The sequence below is a fragment of the Nocardia terpenica genome, assembly GCF_013186535.1.
GTDB lineage: Bacteria > Actinomycetota > Actinomycetes > Mycobacteriales > Mycobacteriaceae > Nocardia > Nocardia terpenica.
Genome location: NZ_JABMCZ010000001.1, coordinates 1,004,163 through 1,019,663 on the forward strand (window position 1 = coordinate 1,004,163; position 15,501 = coordinate 1,019,663).

Here is a 15,501-nt window from a genome sequence, read left to right on the forward strand (position 1 = left end):
ATGAGCGTCAGCCGGTGCAGGTCGCATCATCGGTCAGGCGGCAGCGGGAGTCGCAGGCGGTGCCAGCAGGACCGAGGCCGAGGCCAGGCCCTCGGGGCGGAAGACCTTGCCGCCGTAGATGTTCACGCCGCGCACGATGTCCGCGAATCTATTCTGAGCGCGCAGTGTCTCGACGTTGGATAGCTGGTTGGCGAACGACAAAGCCTCGGAAACGCCAGCGATGACCACGTAGTCGTCCTTGGCCGCGCCAGTGCCGCCGACCTTGTTGATGTTGTTCGACTCCAGGATGTCGAAACCGGCCATGCGGCCGACGGTGCCGTTCAGCAGCGGGCCGACGCTGCCCAGCTTCTCGGCGTTGATGAAGCGTGCGTCGAGCAACAGCGGCGATAGCAGTTCGGGCGGGATCGCCAGGTATCGGCCGGTCTTCGGCACGGAGGCGCGGTCCAGCTTCTCGCGCAGCTTGACCGCGACGCGGTACATGCTGAGCTGACCGACGCTGGCCTTCTCGGGCTCGCCCTCGGTCACGGTCACGCGACCAAGGTTGTTGCCCGCGAGCACACCAGCCTTGAGCTGGTTGTACAGGAACAGGTCGACCTGGTTCTGAAGCTTGTACCCCGCGCGGGCGGTGGCCGGGTCTTCGAAATTCTCGGCGGCCTGGAGCTTTTCGATGTCATTGACGCGGAAACCGAAGTAATCGCCCTGGTCGATCACCATCGCGGTTTCGCTGTCCGACAGATCCTCGATCTCGAGATCGGTGTTCTTGTCGTACTTCTTGACCGTCGGGTCGCCGATGGACGAGACGTGGACGGTGTCGCCCTTCTCACGGATGGTGCCCTCGTATTTGCGGTTGGCCACCTTGGGCTGACCGAAGACCAGGTCGGCTTCGAACGGCAGTAGGACCTGATCGGACCAGAATTCGGGAATGAAATTGATTGCCATACGGCTCCTTGAACGGGTGCGGGGTTACTTGCGGCGGCCGAGGATTTGGTTCGCTCGGCCTTCCTGGACCGCCTTCACGCGCTCGGACGGCGAAAGGGCCTGGTACTGCGCGTAAGTGAGCTGCCCGGAGTTCTCGCCCTTGCCGGAGCCGGTGTCCGCGCCGGAGCGCTTGGGCGGCTTGGGCGGCTCGGCCACGGGGGTGAGGCGGAACTTGTTCGGGTTCTTCTCGACGGCCTTGGAAATCTCCGCAGCCACCTGGGCGGCGAAGTCGTCGGCAGTGAGGTCGAGCTTCGAGATCGCGGCGGAGAACGCACGCGAATCGAGCAGCGCATCGGCGTCGACGTCCTTCCCGGCTGTGCGGTACACGGCGAGTTCGACGCGGGCCTCGTTGGCGTCCTTGACGGCTGATTCCAGCTGGGTGGTCAGCTTTTTCGGATCGGTGGCCTCGTCGTCGGAGACGAAGCCGAACAGCTTGCCGACCTGCTGTTTGAAGGCATCGAGGTCGGTTTCGGCCTTGCTGGCGCGGGTGCGGTACTTGGCAGCGTCGTTGCGCGCCGACCGCAGCCGCGGATCGTCGGCCTGGCTGCCCTTCGGCTCACTGCCCGCGTCCTCGCCGCTTTCCAAGGCATCGGCAGTGCCGGAACCCGGTTCATCGCTTTGCGGTGCGTCTGGGGTTTCGGGCGTGGTGTCGTTGTCGATCTCGTCGGCCTCGGGGGCGGCGGTCGGCTCGGTGGTGGGCTGGGCAGTGGACATGGCGAACCCTCCTGGGGTGCTGGGTGATTGGTGCGTCCGCGCCAGGCGGTGCACGAAGACGCCCCGCCAGCGAGGGCGGGGCGTGGGTTTCGGGGGGTGGTGGTTACTCGGTGTCGGGGACGTCGAGCGCGTGCTTCAGCCGCCCGCGCAACCACATGCGGGCCAGCAGCTGACGCGGGCTACCGGCCGGGGCTGGCGTGTACGGGTTGACGGCGTCGGCTTGTCCGGCGGCGGCCACGCCTTCCTGATAGGCGCGGTAGAGGTCGCGTCCGCTCATCGCAGGAAGTCCCCTCTCGCGCTTCGTATCCGGTCTGCTTCCTGTGGGTCGAGCAGGTCGGCCTTGAACTCGTCGAGTGTCGGGCGGCCGTGCTGGTCCCAGTAGGCGCGCAGTTCCTCGGAAGCGTACTTCTCGGCGGTCTTGGCATTGCCGAACCACAGGGAGCGTGGATCGACCCCGGCGGCCTGTCCGGCCTTGGACAGCATGTAGCCGTTGGTGGCTTCTTCGGCCCGCAGCCAATGATGGTAGGCGTGGTCCTTGTAGGCGTGACGGGCCAGCTCGTTGAACGACTTCCCCTCGTATCCCTGCCCACGCAGCATCGAGATCGCCGCTTGGGAGCGTTGGGTTTTCACCGAGATCCCGTACGCCTTCTCGACGGCGGACTCGTGGTCCCAGCCCTCGGCCATGAGCTCGTCGTAGATGCGCTCATATCCAGCCCACCGCTCGGCCCGCTGGGCGGCGAGCTTGCGGCGGTGCTGATCCTCGGCCTCGATGCGGTCGAGGAGGTCCATATCGAGATCGTTGACGGCCTTCTCGGCGGCGTCGGTGAGCTGCTGATCGTCGAGATGCTCGAACTCGCGTTTGCGGCGCGTCAGCTTCGCCTCTGTCTTCACCACGGCGGGTTGGGCGTCGATCGCGGGCGGGGTGGGGTTGCGGGTCAGCTTCGTCAGCGTGTGCGCGTTTCCTACATCGCCTTCGCGCAGCTGCTCCCGGTGCGGGCGGCGGGCGACACCGGTCTGTTCGACGTGGGCGCGGATAGCGGCTTGGCGGGCACGGACTTTGGCGGTCGCCGCCTTCTTCGCCTCCGGAGTGATCGCGGCGGCCTGCCGTCGTTTCGCCTCGCGCACCTGGCGTTCCAGGCGGCGAAGCTTCTGCTCGTCGGCGTAGCCCTGTTCGTCGTACGGTTCGACTTTCGGGCGCGGCGCACCGGGCACCCACAGGGTGTGGGTGTGTTTACAGTTCGGGTGATGCAGGCCGGCGGTCTCCGCCTCGCGCATGGATGCGACCACCGTTGCGGTGACAGCGGCGCCAGACAGCGGCGACGTCGCTTCGACCTTCCCGTTCGGGGTGCGGCCGGTCAGGGAAACGATGCGGCCCTCGAACTTGCGGCACTGCGGGGCGGGGCGCGGGTGGCTGGAGATGACGACCAGGTCGTAGCCGCGCTGCACCAGTCTGTCCGTGTGCCCCTGTTTCAGGGCGCGCAGAGCGGCAGTGCGCACGGCCATTTCGGCGTAGGTGTCGATGCGCCAGTTCCGTCCGGCCTTGTCGCGGAAGCTGGTGATCCCTCGGGCCGCGAAGTGGTCGAGCGCGGCTTGGGTGGCTTCGCGGCGAGTGGTGACGCCGGTGACGACGCGGCCTGCGACCTCGGCGACGACTTGGCGGTAGCCGTCCACGGTCGACCGCAGGATGTGCGAATGCGTCGACACGACAGCCGCGGTGGCTTCCGCTGCGAGGGCGGACACGGCTTCCTGGGAGACGATCGGGGTGGGCGAGCTGGACGGCGGCCCCGGAATGTCGCTGTCGGCAGCGGCGATGCCGGTGGTGTGCGCCGCCAGCAGCGTGGCCTCGACCTGCTGGGCGACGAGCGGGTCCAGTGACAGCAGGAATCCGCGCGCCTCCTTCGACAGGCGGGCGATCTCGCCGAGCTGCACGCTCACCCACTGCGGGGTGTCGATGCCCTTCTCGATCGCAGTGGCGACGCGGGCGAGCAGCTGCACTTCGGCGTCGGCGTAGATCTGCGCGACACCTTCTTGCAGGCCGTCAACGGCGGCGGGCTCGAATGCCATGCGCGAGCCCGCCTTCCGTTATTCAGCGAACGGCAGCTCCTCGCTGTCGCCCTTGGTGTCTTCGGTGGGGTTTGCCTCGTTGTCGGCGGGTTCTTCCTCGGCTGGATCAGGTTCGGGGAAGGGCTGATCCGCGCCCAGCGCCAGCGGATCGGCGACCGCGCCTTCGTCGAGAATCCGCGCGACTTCGTCGGCAACCTGCTCGTCGTCGTAGTCCGGATTCAAGTAGCGGACCTTCCACTCGGTCGAGACCGCCTTCGCGGATTCGAGTGCCTGGAGGGTCTGGCCCTTGGATTGCATCGACTCACGGGCAGCAGGCGGCCAGTGCACCTCGATGTCTTGGCCGAGCGTCGCGCCGGTCTCGAACACGGCGGCGTCCACCTCGATCAGCGTGCGAGCGGCCTTGGCGAGCACGGCTTTCCAGATGCCGGATCGGGTCTTGAACGTCGCGGTGCTGGCGTCCTTCTTAGCGTCGACCTCGGTGGCGGTCATGGCCGAGCCGGAATCGTCGGGGAGCCCGAACGTATACGGGGAGAACCCGACTCGCCGCAGAATTGCGCGCAGGAACCCTTCGCCGGTGCGGAGGTGGTCGTCGACGCGGATCGCGAACTGATGCGCCTCGATAACCGGGGTGCCGTTAGGGACACCACCGACCCTCTCGTACACCTCCTGCTCGACGTTGAACGCCGTGCCCTTGCCCGGCCCCTTCACCTCCAGCAGATGCTCGGACACCATGAGCCGGGCCTTGGCCAAGCGGACGTCCCGCGCCAGCGACGAATAGGTTTCGTCGATCTGGTCCATCAGGCCGATGACGGCCTGGTCGCCGATATCGGAGCGGCCGAAATGCTGGAGAGTGCCCTTGCCGCGAAACATCGGGTTGGGCAACGCATTCGGGAAATAGAAGGCGGTCAGTTCGGCCGAGCCGGTATCGACATAGCCTTCTTCGTTGACCGGAATACCCTTGGTTTCAGGGTGTTCCGAAAGGTCGATCTGTCGGCCGAGCGTCACGGCCGTGCCCTCGTACAGGCCGTGATAGATGCGCCCGTACACCTGCGTCTCGGTGCCGTCGCTGTGGTATTCGATGTAGCCGGGCTCGTGCCGTTCCAGGTGGCGCAGCACGCGGTCCTCGGCCTCGTTCTGGTCGACGACCTCCCAGAAGGTCACCGCGGATAGCTCACCGTAGATGAACTCGGGCACAGCCTGATCGGCGTCAACGAAATCGAGCCAGGCGTGGTCTTTGACCTGCGAATTCCAGACGATGCGGGCGTACACGCCACCGAGCGCCGAGCCGGACTCGGCGCCCTGGAGCATCGCCGAATGCATCTGCGGCGAATTGAGGATCTTGTCGATACGCTCGCGGGCCTCGTCGTTGGCGTCCTCGTCGTCTGCCGCAACACGGAACGCGACGGGATCGGGCAGCAGCAGCGAGGCGGCGGTCTGCACGATATCGGCAGCGACCGGGATGTGGATCTGCCGAATCTGGTTCGACACATCAGGTTTGGTACCCCAGAACAGGCGTCTGATCCGATCGCGCAGCGTGCCACCGAGACCCGAACGAGCGGGCTCGCCATGGCTGGCGGAGAGCTTCTCGGCGTCGCCTTCCCACCACACCTGGCAGGTGGCGAACATCTGGAATGCGGGCGCGAGGTGGCGCGGCGGCCACGGCATATTGGCGTCGGGCAACGGCATCTCTACGTTGCCTCCTTGGCGGCGGGTATAGGGCGATTCAGCTGGGAGAACCAGGCGAACTGCGACGAAACGACGGCGTAACGCAGTGCGTCGCAGAAGTGGTCATCGATCTTCACGGGCTTGTCGATGCCTTTCTCCGATGCCTTGGAATCCCATACGTAGCCGTGGATCTCGGAAAGCAGGCGCTCGCAGCGGGCGGAGATCGCCAGTTGATCGGTCGATAGCAGCGCGGCTACGGTACGTATACCGTCAACCACCTCGTTCGTGGCGTCGGCGACTCGGGCGGTGTCGTCGCGGTAGAGCTGGAGTTTGAAGCTCGCAGCGGCTGGGTCGACGAATACCCATTCCGGTTCGTACCGGTTGTAACGCAGCCATTCCGTAAGCGATGCCGATAGCTCGGCGTCGGTGCCACGCACCGGTGCCCACTCATCGATCACGTAGAGACGGCGGTCGACTCCGAGCCCTACCAGCAGTCCTGCGGTGGGATTCGTTGTGCCGTAGTCGATCCCAAGCGCGAGCACGCGCGCCATACCAGGAAGCTGTTCGTAGGGGACCCGGTGACGCGTCTCGTCGAACGCCTCGTAGACCGCCCCATCGGCCAGAACCCACAGTCCAAGGACGAACCTCTTGTACCAGACGCCCGTATAGCTACTCTTCAGTGCAGCAACGAATTCCGGGTCAAGGCTCGGATTGTCATCGAGAATGAAACTGAACCGATGCAGATCCAGCGGCCGATCCGGATCACCCTCCGGCCGCCGCTCGTACAGGTCGCTGCGGTCGATGACGCTCCCGTCGTGGGTGACCCACACCTTCGCGCGGTCGAGCCAGCTCCTCTTGAACCAGTGGTGCGGCGACTCCGGATTGCCGGTCGCGAACAGCTGCGCGCCGGGTACCGAGAGCCGAGAGAACAGCATGTTCCAGTAGGACTCGGGCAGGGTCGGCGCTTCGTCGGCATAGGCGCCAGCCAGCGTCAGGCCCTGAATCTTCGTGCGGGCACTCTCGTTGTTCGCGCCGATGAGGATGACGTTGCGCCCGCAGATGTTGACGGTGCCGTTACCGAGGTTGATCTTCACTCGGTGCGGGCCGAGCATGTCCAGGATCGGCAGGACAAGATTGTTGATTACGGTCCGTTCGGTGCGGCCGGTCATGAGAAGCGCGCCAGGAGGACCGTTGCGGCAGTAGCGAATCCAGTCGATCAAGGACGTGACCGTCTTCGATGACCGCACACTGCCCTCGTAGACATTCACACGTGCTGTCGAATATCGAACTGCAAGAAGCTGTTTGCCGACCAGAGGCCGAATGGTTGTCACTCCGCGGTCTCCGTGCTCGGATCAGAATCGGGTGGCCCGCCGGTGAGTATCGCCTCCAGCCAGGCGTCCACCGCTGGCAATGATCGGCCGTCCTGCGCAACCTTCTGCGCAGCGAGCTGGTCGACGCCAGTCAACTTGGCGCGGCGTTCCATAATCTTCAGCACGCGGTCTATCGCCTGGAGTTCGCCTTTTGCCGCGGCGAGCCAAACGCCGTGCATCATTGTGTCGAGCCGTGAAAGTTCCAGCTGTAGTACGGATTCCGCGGGCTCGCGCGTCAGTTCGGCGAGCGCATCGGCAACGTACCCGTATGCAGTGGCCGGGGCGACCTCTAGCGCGGCAGCGATCTGCCGATAGCTCGCGCCGACTTCCCGCAAGGCCAGGGCCTTGGCCATCTTCTTCCGCCGCTCGATACTCTCCACGCCGGTCCTGCCTCTCCCTAACACCTCCTGTGCCTCCGTTCGGGTTCCGTTGCGCGCAGGCACATCGGGAATGAATCCTCGCCGCATATGGGCAGAAGCCTGCCCTCCCTCGCATCTCAGCCGCCGACCTCAGTTCTGTATGCGGGGATGGGAGGGAGGGCAAGGTCGATGCCCACCGATACGGTGGGGTTGGCAGGCGCGGTAGGGCTCGAACCTGCGCCTTCGGCCGCGGGTGACCAAAGCTGCTCCGACTGAGCTGCGCGCCCGGTTCCGCGAGATCAGCTCGCGGAACCGGTGCCGAGGGCCCAGAAGACGTACATCAGGATCTGCGCAAGCAAGGACATGGATATTCACCTCCCGGAGACGTAAGGACGCCCACGCTCAACCTGCAGGGAGCGTGGGCGTCGTGAAGGGGCGCGACCGCTGGATCGGCGATCGACGGCTTCCCCTCGAAGGCGCATGACCCTGACGAGGGGTCTCAGATCATGCGCGGACGGCAATAGCCTATCGGGGTTGGCGCGACAGTGCGGAACCTGTAGTAGATGCGTGACCAGCCTGAACGCTCGATATTCTTCTTGAGCGGTACGGGCCGAAACACGCTAGAGGATGCCGTGCAGCACTGACCCCCACGACTCCATCGCTTGATTTAGTTGAGTCCCGGTGGTGGCCGCTGTGGTAATCGCGGCGAGCGCGGCCTTCATCATTCCGCGGCTCCTCTTTTCTGGCGGGGTGCGTGCGGCGTCTGCCAGATACTCGACGCTTTCAAGCAGGTCGCTGCGATCTTGTTCGCCGAGATTGGGCTCCTCCAGAACGGCCTGTTCTATCGTTGCTAGAGCCTCTCCGAGGCGGGAGTCTCCCTGATTGACAACAGTCGATATCGAGGATTCTATGTTTGCGATTTGTGATGCAAACTGCCCGCCGTAAAATGTACCCCCATGGAAGTTGACTGAATGTGTCGGCTCCAGTCGCCCCTGGCCTGCTGATTCCGCGTAATCCGACATCCGTTCCTGTACCTCCGTTAGGTAATTAATGCAAAGAATGTAATATGCGCGAATAGGGTCAGGATCCCAGTCTATAAATTCGTCCACTCTGGCGGCATCGCGGGTTAGGAGGTTGAATCGGTGCCTTACCTCGCCTGACAATCCCTTGGTTAGAGAATTCGAAACCTCGGCTATCCACGGTCCAATTGACCGGGGCTCGGAATTGTTGGACAGTCTCGCAACTTGTTTCCATGCGTCGTCGATATGATCGGTGATGTCGGCAGCGACAAGACGTCCGAGCATCCCCTTATTGACATATCCGTGCCGGGGAGGGTGGATCTCATCTGGGACTGCAAGAAATAGCGGTGGCCTAATGGCTTCCTGAAGTACCCGCGCGATGTCGTCAAGGTACTTCCAAGTGCCGCAGCTGACGCATAGGAGCCCTAGTTTCAGTGGACTCCTCCCTGATATGCTCTCGTTACGTTTGTAATCCCTGGCCATCTGGAACGCTGACTCGATCACATCGGCCGCTAATCTAATTCTCGCGTTCGCGCCATTATTGTAATTTCCAAGCTGAGTATGTTTTAACTCATGTTGCACAAGTTTCCATGCGCTGATTATCCAATCGTGCGAATTTCTTAACTGATAGTAATCTAACCTTCCAATAGAGTGGTGATGAGGTTCGATCACCTCATTCCAGTCGTTCGGTGGAGGAGTTCGGATCTCGGAGAGTCCCGAAGGCTCGTATAGGCACCTCTCAAGACTGTTGGCTAAGATAGTGGCTTGCTCACTCAGCTTGTTGAATAGAGTGATCATCGTCTCGGATCTCTCGCGCAGCCGTTGGTCAAACTCGCGGATGGTTCTCCGGGCTTCCTCCCCGTCCATTGGGTCATGATCCATCGACTTCGCCTACCACACAACCTTTGTGGAGGTACGTAGTCGGATCATCGGCTGGACCACCCCTAGCAGTGAGAGATCCGGCCTCCTAGGCTGACGCGGATGCATCGGCCGCGGAGCCACCCCCATGGACTGTGCGTCATATAGTGCGTATGCGACCGACGTACGGAGTCACTGAGGGGAGGCAGTATGGCTGATCGCGTAGACGTCGACCCGGTCGAGGTACACGCCGCGGCGAACTGGCTGGAAACGTCGGCTCACGAGGTCGCCGATGAGCTGGACAAGCTGATGCGCGAGGTCCGGGCATTCATCGGCGGCGACTGGCAAGGCAGCGCGGCCGGGGCGCATCACGATGCGTGGGACGACTGGGGAGAAGGTGCCCGCCAGGTCATCGCTGGTCTTGAACACGATGCCGCGGCGCTGCACCGGACTGCCGACAGCTTTGCAGGCACGGACCAGGGCAGTGCCGATGCGATTGGCGCAGTCGACCCCAAGGCGGTATAGGTGGACACCGGCAACTACCGCGTCGACCTGGACGGGATGCAGACCCTCATCGACAAGGCCGCTGGCCTAGAGAAGCGAATCGACGACCGACTGCGAGACATCCAGAAACGCATCAAGGACCTACACGTCGACTGGACCGGTCAAGCCGCGGCCGCTCACACCGAGGCCGCCGCAGAGTGGGTAGCCGGAGCCGCAAAGATGAACACCGCGCTCGGCGACCTCCGCAAGGCACTGGATCGGGCACGCGTGGCCTATCAGGCGGCTGGTCGGACCAACCACGGGATGTGGCCGCAGTGACACCCCCCACCGTGCCGGTGATCGTCTGCCGTGTCGACGAATATCATTCCGCTGGTGAGGTTTTCGGTCAGATGTCGACCGATGCAGTGACCACGCACTCGTCGTTGGTGACAGTGTTGACCTCGTCCGCGGGCATGGCTGGTAGTGACAGTGTTGGTCAGCAGTGGGCGGCTTCGTATAACGAAGCTGCGCAGCTTGCGATCTCGAGCTCATCGAAGCTTGCGACCGCTCTTGGTCAGGTCAGGGATCTGATCGTCGTTGGTGCTCACAACCATCAGGTCGCGGAGACCGCCGCCAACCTCAAGGACCTGCCGCCACCGCAGGCTCCGCAATTGCTTCCCGCGCCCTGCCTGGCCGAAAACGTGCCGTCCGCTGCCGGAAGTGGGATACCCGAGCCGTTCGGGTGGTCGATCATCAAGGACGCCGTCGGTTGGGCATGGCCGAATGGCCATCAAGATCAATTGAATGCGGCCCAGGCCGCCTGGCATACCGCCGCTGCCGATTTCCGTACCGCCGCTGGTTCGACGCTGCAAGCAGTCGAACTTCTCCGGAACCAGCAGTCACCCGAGATCGAGATCGCGGTCCAAACCTGCAACGATCGTCAAACCGACCTCAACGCGTTGGCGGACGCCTGCCAGACACTCGGTGACGCGTGCGGCAACTACGCCCATCACCTCGATGAGGCACACGAGAAGATCCTCGTTGTACTTCAAGAACTCGCGATAGAAACCGCCGTGGCAGAGACCGCATTCGCGGCCCTGGCGCCGGTCACGGGGACCCTGTCGGAATGGATCGGCAACGGCGCTATGGCCGCTCGTGTCACCGTGAAGGCCCGACGTGTCGCCACCATCATCGGCGAACTGGCAACGAAGGCAGCGAAAATCGTCGTAGACGCAATCAAGCCGCTGGTCGAGCGACTGAAGCCTCTATTCGAACGTATTCGCAAATGGGCCGAAGCCGCCAAGGCCAAGCTGTCGAAGGGTGGTGATGGACTGCCCGGAAGACCCGGATCGGGTGTAGGGCCATCATCGACTCCAGCAGAGCGCGAAGCGTTGATCCAAGAACTCGATCAGGCTGGAATCAAGTTCAACCCCGAAAAGATCGTGCAGATAGGGAAGGACTCCGATGGAAAGGTGATCTTCCTGGAACAAGGAAATGACCGAGCTGGGCTTCAGCACGTTCTCAAGCACGCCGGAGACTTTGTGAACAAAGGGGTTCGCGAAGACGAGATCCCCGAGGTTGTCCTGCGGGCTGTTACCGAGGGGGAAAGGGTTGGAGTCTCGGGTAGAGACAGGCCGATATTTGAGATCATGCACAACGGTCAGCTGGTGAAGATTGCCGTGACAGTCGGAAGTAATGGCTTTATCGTCGGAGCTAATCCGATATCCTAAGCCAACGAGGAGGGAGAGGAATGAATCGCCTGCAGTTACGTCCAGAAATTCAATGCTACCCTATATGGGTATTTCGTGACGGCATGTTCAATAATGTGGAGCCCAGCTCACTGGGTTTGTCGAGCGACCTCGCAAATGCGTTGGAGCGGTGGGCGGATCGGTGGGATGCTACGTATGACCTCGTGAATGATCCGGGCAATCCACACTTCGACACAGATGCGGATGAAAATCGCTTTTGGGAGGACGGCAGGGAGCTTGCGGATCGTCTTCGGGCCGAGCTTGGTGACGGATGGGGAGTCGAGCTTGAGTTGCCGAAATAACCAAGGTTGGCGCACATGACAGACATTCAGAAATGGGAACGGCAACTCCAGTACGATCTCGCCGAGATCCGCCGTAACAGTCAGGACCTCGCGAACGCAGTGACCGCCGTGCGAGGTCGCGGGGTAATGCAAGGTGTCTTTATTGAGGTCAACGCCGATGGTGATATCACCGACCTGCAGATTGCGCCTGGAGCGATGCGATGGACTAGCGCCCAGCTCACTTCCGTGATACTCGACTGTCATCGCAAAGCCCGCGCTGACGCAAGGGCTAAAGTCGAGCGGCTCGTCCGCAAAGCCGACCCGCGAATACGCAGCCAGCTGCAACAACTGCACGGAGCGTCGGAAGCATCGCAGCCGGAACGGCGGCCGATGACAGAAGCGGAAATCCAAGCAGCCGATGACGAATATTTTGAGCGCATGAACCGCCTCGGCTGGAGAGACGGCCAGTAATTAGGCCATGCGGACGAATGGAGCGACAGTGGGTGACACCGCGGTACTGATGATCGACATGCAAAATTCGTATGTCGCTGATGACGGGGTACGTGACGCATTAGGATGGCCGCCGATCTGGCGACTCGATGCGGTCATCGCTGAATGCGCTGCGCTGCTCGACACTGCGCGACAGTACGGGCTGCCGATCGTGTACTCGCGTGGAGTCACCAGCGAGGTTGGTGCCCTGGCCTCGAACCCCCGAGCGCGGCGGCATATGCAACTACGGGCCGATACGGTGCCTTACCTATCCGATGAGCAGCAGCAATGGCGGACCCAGATTATGGATGCGGTCGCGCCGCAGCCTGGCGACCTGGTGCTCACCAAGACCCGGCCGAGCTTCTTCACCTACACCGAACTCGAGCCAGTCCTGCGTAGCCTCGGCATTACCCGTCTGGTCGTGGCCGGCCTGCAAACCAATGTCTGTGTCGAGGCCACCGTCCGTGGTGCACTGGACCGAAACTTCGATGTAGCGGTAGCCGAGGACGCTGTCTCCACCGACGGACCCGCACTGCATGAGGGCGCTCTCAACTCGATGCGCGTGCTGTACACCGAGGTGGCGCCGTGGCGGGAACTGCTGGCTCCGAACGCATCCTGGGACCGGGCCTTCACCACCCTCGACTACGGCCGCGACCCGTCCTACTGGTCGGAAGCCGACGCACTGACCCCGGAGGATCAAGGCGTCTGAAAACGGCTGGACCGGCCCACTTACGATTGAGTGCGAGGCCGCCCTTTCTGAGCGGCGGCTCACCCTCCGACAACCTCTTGGAAGGCGTCCATGCACTCGGCCGACATCAGTAGCCGCGCCCTTCGATTCTTCGAGACCCAGGGCCACACGGTGGTGCCCTCGGCATCGCTGATCGCAGACGACCCGACGCTGCTACTGATCAACGCAGGCATGGCACCGTTCAAGCCATACTTCCTCGGCGAGGCACCGCCGCCGTTCCGGCGAGCTACCAGCTTGCAGAAGTGCGTGCGAACCGTCGACATCGAGGAGGTCGGCAAGACCAGCCGACACGGCTCCTTTTTCCAGATGTTCGGCAACTTCTCCTTCGGCGACTATTTCAAAGAGAAGGCCATCCCATTCGCATGGGAGTTTCTGACATCGTCGGCCGCCGACGGTGGGCTCGGGCTGCCCGAGGACAAGCTGTGGGTCACGGTCTACCTGGACGACGACGAAGCCGAGCACATCTGGCGCAACGAGATCGGCGTACCAGCCGAACGCATCCAGCGGCTCGGCATGTCCGAGAACTTCTGGTCGATGGGTGTCCCCGGCCCTTGTGGCCCGTGCTCGGAGATCTGTTTCGACCGCGGCCCAGACTTCGGGCGTGACGGCGGCCCGGTCGCCAACGACGAACGCTACCTTGAGATTTGGAACCTGGTGTTCATGCAGAACATCCGGGGCGAGGGCCCGGCGAAGGAGGGCTACCCGATACTGGGTGACCTGCCGTCGAAGAACATCGACACCGGGTTCGGGCTTGAGCGCATGGCGGCCCTGCTGCAGAACGTGCCCACGATCTTCGACATCGACACCACCCGTCAGATCCTCGACCTGGCAGCCGAGCTGAGCGGCGCCAAGTACGGAGCGAGCGTCAGAAACGATGTCGCCTTGCGCGTCGTGGCCGACCACATCCTCACGAGCGTGATGCTCATCGGTGATGGCGTCACCCCGTCGAACGACGGCCGCGGATACATCCTGCGCCGAATCCTGCGCCGCGCCGTGCGGATGATGCGGTTGCTGGGGTCCGAGGACCCAGTCGTGCATGAGCTGGTCGCCCGGACTGTCCAGGTGATGAGCCCGATGTATCCCGAGCTGACGGGCGAGCACGAGCGCATCGACCGGGTCGCCGTGGCCGAAGAAGGCGCGTTCGTCCAGACGCTGAGGGCCGGTACGGCCATCTTCGACCTGGCCGCCGAGGAAGTTCGCAAGAGCAGCAGCCTCGTCCTGCCCGGCGACAAGGCGTTCCAGCTCCACGACACCTACGGATTCCCGATCGACCTGACGCTGGAAATGGCGTCCGAGGCCGGGCTGACGGTCGATGAGGCTGGCTTCCGGAGACTTATGGAAGAGCAGCGCGCTCGGGCAAAGGCCGACGCCGCGGCTCGCAAGACCGGTGGTCACGGCGAGACGGGTGTCTACCGCGACCTGCTCGCGCTCGGCCCAACCGAATTCACGGGGTATGGCGAACTCGAATCGGAGGCAGTGGTCCGCGGGCTCATCCGCGAGGGTGAGCGGATTCAGGCGGCCGAGGAAGGCGACATCATCGAGGTTGTCTTGGACCGCACCCCGCTGTACGCCGAATCCGGCGGTCAGGAAAGCGACGCCGGGACGATCGTCGCCGACGGCACCGAGCTGGAGGTGCTCGATGTCCAGAAGGTCGCCCGGAAGCTGTGGGTGCACCAGGTACGCGTGCTCCGCGGTGAAGTGACCGAGGGGCTGAACGTCTGGGCGAAAGTCGATCCCGAATGGCGGATCGGCGCCCGACAGGCTCACTCGGGTACCCACATCGTTCACGCGGCCCTGCGGCAGGTGCTCGGCCCGACCGCTCTGCAGAGCGGTTCGTACAACAAGCCCGGCTACCTCCGCCTGGACTTCTCGTGGACCGGAAGTCTCTCACCCGAGACGCGCAGCGAGATCGAAGAAGTTTCGAATCTGGCGGTGCGGCGCGACCTGCCGGTCGCTGTTGAGTACATGCCGTTGCCGAGGGCACGCGAGATCGGTGCGCTGGCACTGTTCGGGGAGACCTATGACGAAGAGGTCCGCGTCGTGGAAATCGGCGGGGCCTGGTCACGGGAGCTGTGCGGCGGAACGCACGTCAGCCATGCCTCGCAAGTCGGTCCCTTGACACTGATCAGCGAGTCCTCCGTCGGATCAGGTCTGCGGCGTATCGAAGCGTATTCGGGCATCGAAGCCGTCCGCTTCCTCTCCAAGGAGCGTGCGCTCGCGGTGAACGTGGCCGATATTCTTCAGGTCCCGACGGCCGAGATAGCAGATCGAGTCTCTGTGCTCGTCAAGCAGCTGCGCGACGCGGAAAAGGAGATCGCGCGGTTCCGAGCTGGGCAGCTTCAGCGACTGGCGGACGAATTCGTCAAGGACGTGTCCACAGTCGGCGGAGTCAGCGTGGTTGCCGAACATCTGTCGGAGCCAGCCACGGGGGACGAGCTGCGCGCCCTGGCGCTCGACATCAGGGACCGCCTGAAGGGGCGGCCTGCAGCCGTCATCGTGACCGCGTTGTCCAGCGACAAACCGATCGTCGTCGCAGCCGTCAATGAGCAGGGCCGCGCACGGGGCCTCAAAGCTGGAGACCTCGTTCGTACGGCTGCAAAGGTTCTCAAGGGCGGCGGTGGAGGCAAACCTGACATCGCACAGGGAGGCGGTACTGATCCGCTCGCGACAACGGAAGCCTTGCAGGAGGTCCGACGCGTGATCGGCGAATCCGTCAGCTCGTGAC

Annotated in this window: 15 protein-coding genes; 7 read left to right on the forward strand and 8 right to left on the reverse strand. The window is 63.4% G+C overall.

Annotated elements, in window-relative coordinates:
• Positions 1 to 33: 33 nt before the first annotated feature.
• The 8 genes from HPY32_RS04545 to HPY32_RS04580 form a co-directional block, all read right to left on the reverse strand.
• Complete coding sequence (locus tag HPY32_RS04545; protein ID WP_156674248.1) at positions 34 to 855, reverse strand: phage major capsid protein; 822 nt, start codon at positions 853 to 855, stop codon at positions 34 to 36.
• Positions 856 to 963: 108 nt separating this feature from the next.
• The gene (locus HPY32_RS04550; RefSeq protein ID WP_067583705.1) at positions 964 to 1,692 is read right to left on the reverse strand and encodes a hypothetical protein; all 729 of its coding nucleotides are present in this window, start codon (positions 1,690 to 1,692) and stop codon (positions 964 to 966) included.
• A 103-nt stretch (positions 1,693 to 1,795) separates the two neighbouring features.
• Positions 1,796 to 1,969 (reverse strand): hypothetical protein, encoded by a 174-nt coding sequence (locus HPY32_RS04555; protein ID WP_156674249.1) that lies wholly within the window; start codon positions 1,967 to 1,969, stop codon positions 1,796 to 1,798.
• A complete protein-coding gene (locus tag HPY32_RS04560; RefSeq protein WP_067583708.1) occupies positions 1,966 to 3,756 on the reverse strand; it encodes a phage minor capsid protein in 1,791 nt (596 codons plus the stop codon). The genes HPY32_RS04555 and HPY32_RS04560 overlap by 4 nt, the downstream gene beginning before the upstream one ends.
• Before the next feature lie 18 nt (positions 3,757 to 3,774).
• Positions 3,775 to 5,442 carry a phage portal protein gene (locus HPY32_RS04565; protein WP_067583711.1) on the reverse strand — a complete coding sequence of 556 codons (1,668 nt, stop codon included), beginning with the start codon at positions 5,440 to 5,442 and terminating at the stop codon, positions 3,775 to 3,777.
• Positions 5,443 to 5,444: 2 nt separating this feature from the next.
• Positions 5,445 to 6,752 carry a PBSX family phage terminase large subunit gene (locus HPY32_RS04570; RefSeq protein ID WP_067583715.1) on the reverse strand — a complete coding sequence of 436 codons (1,308 nt, stop codon included), beginning with the start codon at positions 6,750 to 6,752 and terminating at the stop codon, positions 5,445 to 5,447.
• Positions 6,749 to 7,171: a hypothetical protein gene (locus HPY32_RS04575; protein WP_156674250.1), complete on the reverse strand. Its 423-nt coding sequence runs from the start codon at positions 7,169 to 7,171 to the stop codon at positions 6,749 to 6,751. Before HPY32_RS04575 ends, HPY32_RS04570 begins: the two co-directional genes overlap by 4 nt.
• 599 nt (positions 7,172 to 7,770) lie before the next feature.
• Complete coding sequence (locus HPY32_RS04580) at positions 7,771 to 9,036, reverse strand: hypothetical protein (RefSeq protein WP_156674251.1); 1,266 nt, start codon at positions 9,034 to 9,036, stop codon at positions 7,771 to 7,773.
• 201 nt (positions 9,037 to 9,237) lie between these two features.
• Here HPY32_RS04580 and HPY32_RS04585 point away from each other — a divergent pair, with 201 nt between their 5' ends.
• The 7 genes from HPY32_RS04585 to alaS all read left to right on the forward strand — a co-directional run bounded on the left by HPY32_RS04585 (position 9,238) and on the right by alaS (position 15,500).
• Positions 9,238 to 9,552 carry a WXG100 family type VII secretion target gene (locus HPY32_RS04585; protein WP_067583721.1) on the forward strand — a complete coding sequence of 105 codons (315 nt, stop codon included), beginning with the start codon at positions 9,238 to 9,240 and terminating at the stop codon, positions 9,550 to 9,552.
• Positions 9,553 to 9,849 (forward strand): WXG100 family type VII secretion target, encoded by a 297-nt coding sequence (locus HPY32_RS04590; protein ID WP_067583724.1) that lies wholly within the window; start codon positions 9,553 to 9,555, stop codon positions 9,847 to 9,849. It begins immediately after the preceding gene.
• 11 nt (positions 9,850 to 9,860) lie between these two features.
• Complete coding sequence (locus HPY32_RS04595; protein ID WP_197696420.1) at positions 9,861 to 11,240, forward strand: WXG100-like domain-containing protein; 1,380 nt, start codon at positions 9,861 to 9,863, stop codon at positions 11,238 to 11,240.
• Positions 11,241 to 11,260: 20 nt separating this feature from the next.
• Positions 11,261 to 11,560 carry an immunity protein CdiI family protein gene (locus HPY32_RS04605; RefSeq protein WP_156674252.1) on the forward strand — a complete coding sequence of 100 codons (300 nt, stop codon included), beginning with the start codon at positions 11,261 to 11,263 and terminating at the stop codon, positions 11,558 to 11,560.
• Positions 11,561 to 11,575: 15 nt separating this feature from the next.
• The gene (locus tag HPY32_RS04610) at positions 11,576 to 12,010 is read left to right on the forward strand and encodes a hypothetical protein (RefSeq protein ID WP_082870995.1); all 435 of its coding nucleotides are present in this window, start codon (positions 11,576 to 11,578) and stop codon (positions 12,008 to 12,010) included.
• Between the two features lie 28 nt (positions 12,011 to 12,038).
• Positions 12,039 to 12,737: a cysteine hydrolase family protein gene (locus HPY32_RS04615; RefSeq protein WP_067583730.1), complete on the forward strand. Its 699-nt coding sequence runs from the start codon at positions 12,039 to 12,041 to the stop codon at positions 12,735 to 12,737.
• A gap of 90 nt (positions 12,738 to 12,827) precedes the next feature.
• Positions 12,828 to 15,500 carry an alanine--tRNA ligase gene (alaS, locus tag HPY32_RS04620; RefSeq protein ID WP_067583733.1) on the forward strand — a complete coding sequence of 891 codons (2,673 nt, stop codon included), beginning with the start codon at positions 12,828 to 12,830 and terminating at the stop codon, positions 15,498 to 15,500.
• The last annotated feature ends 1 nt before the right edge of the window (position 15,501 follow it).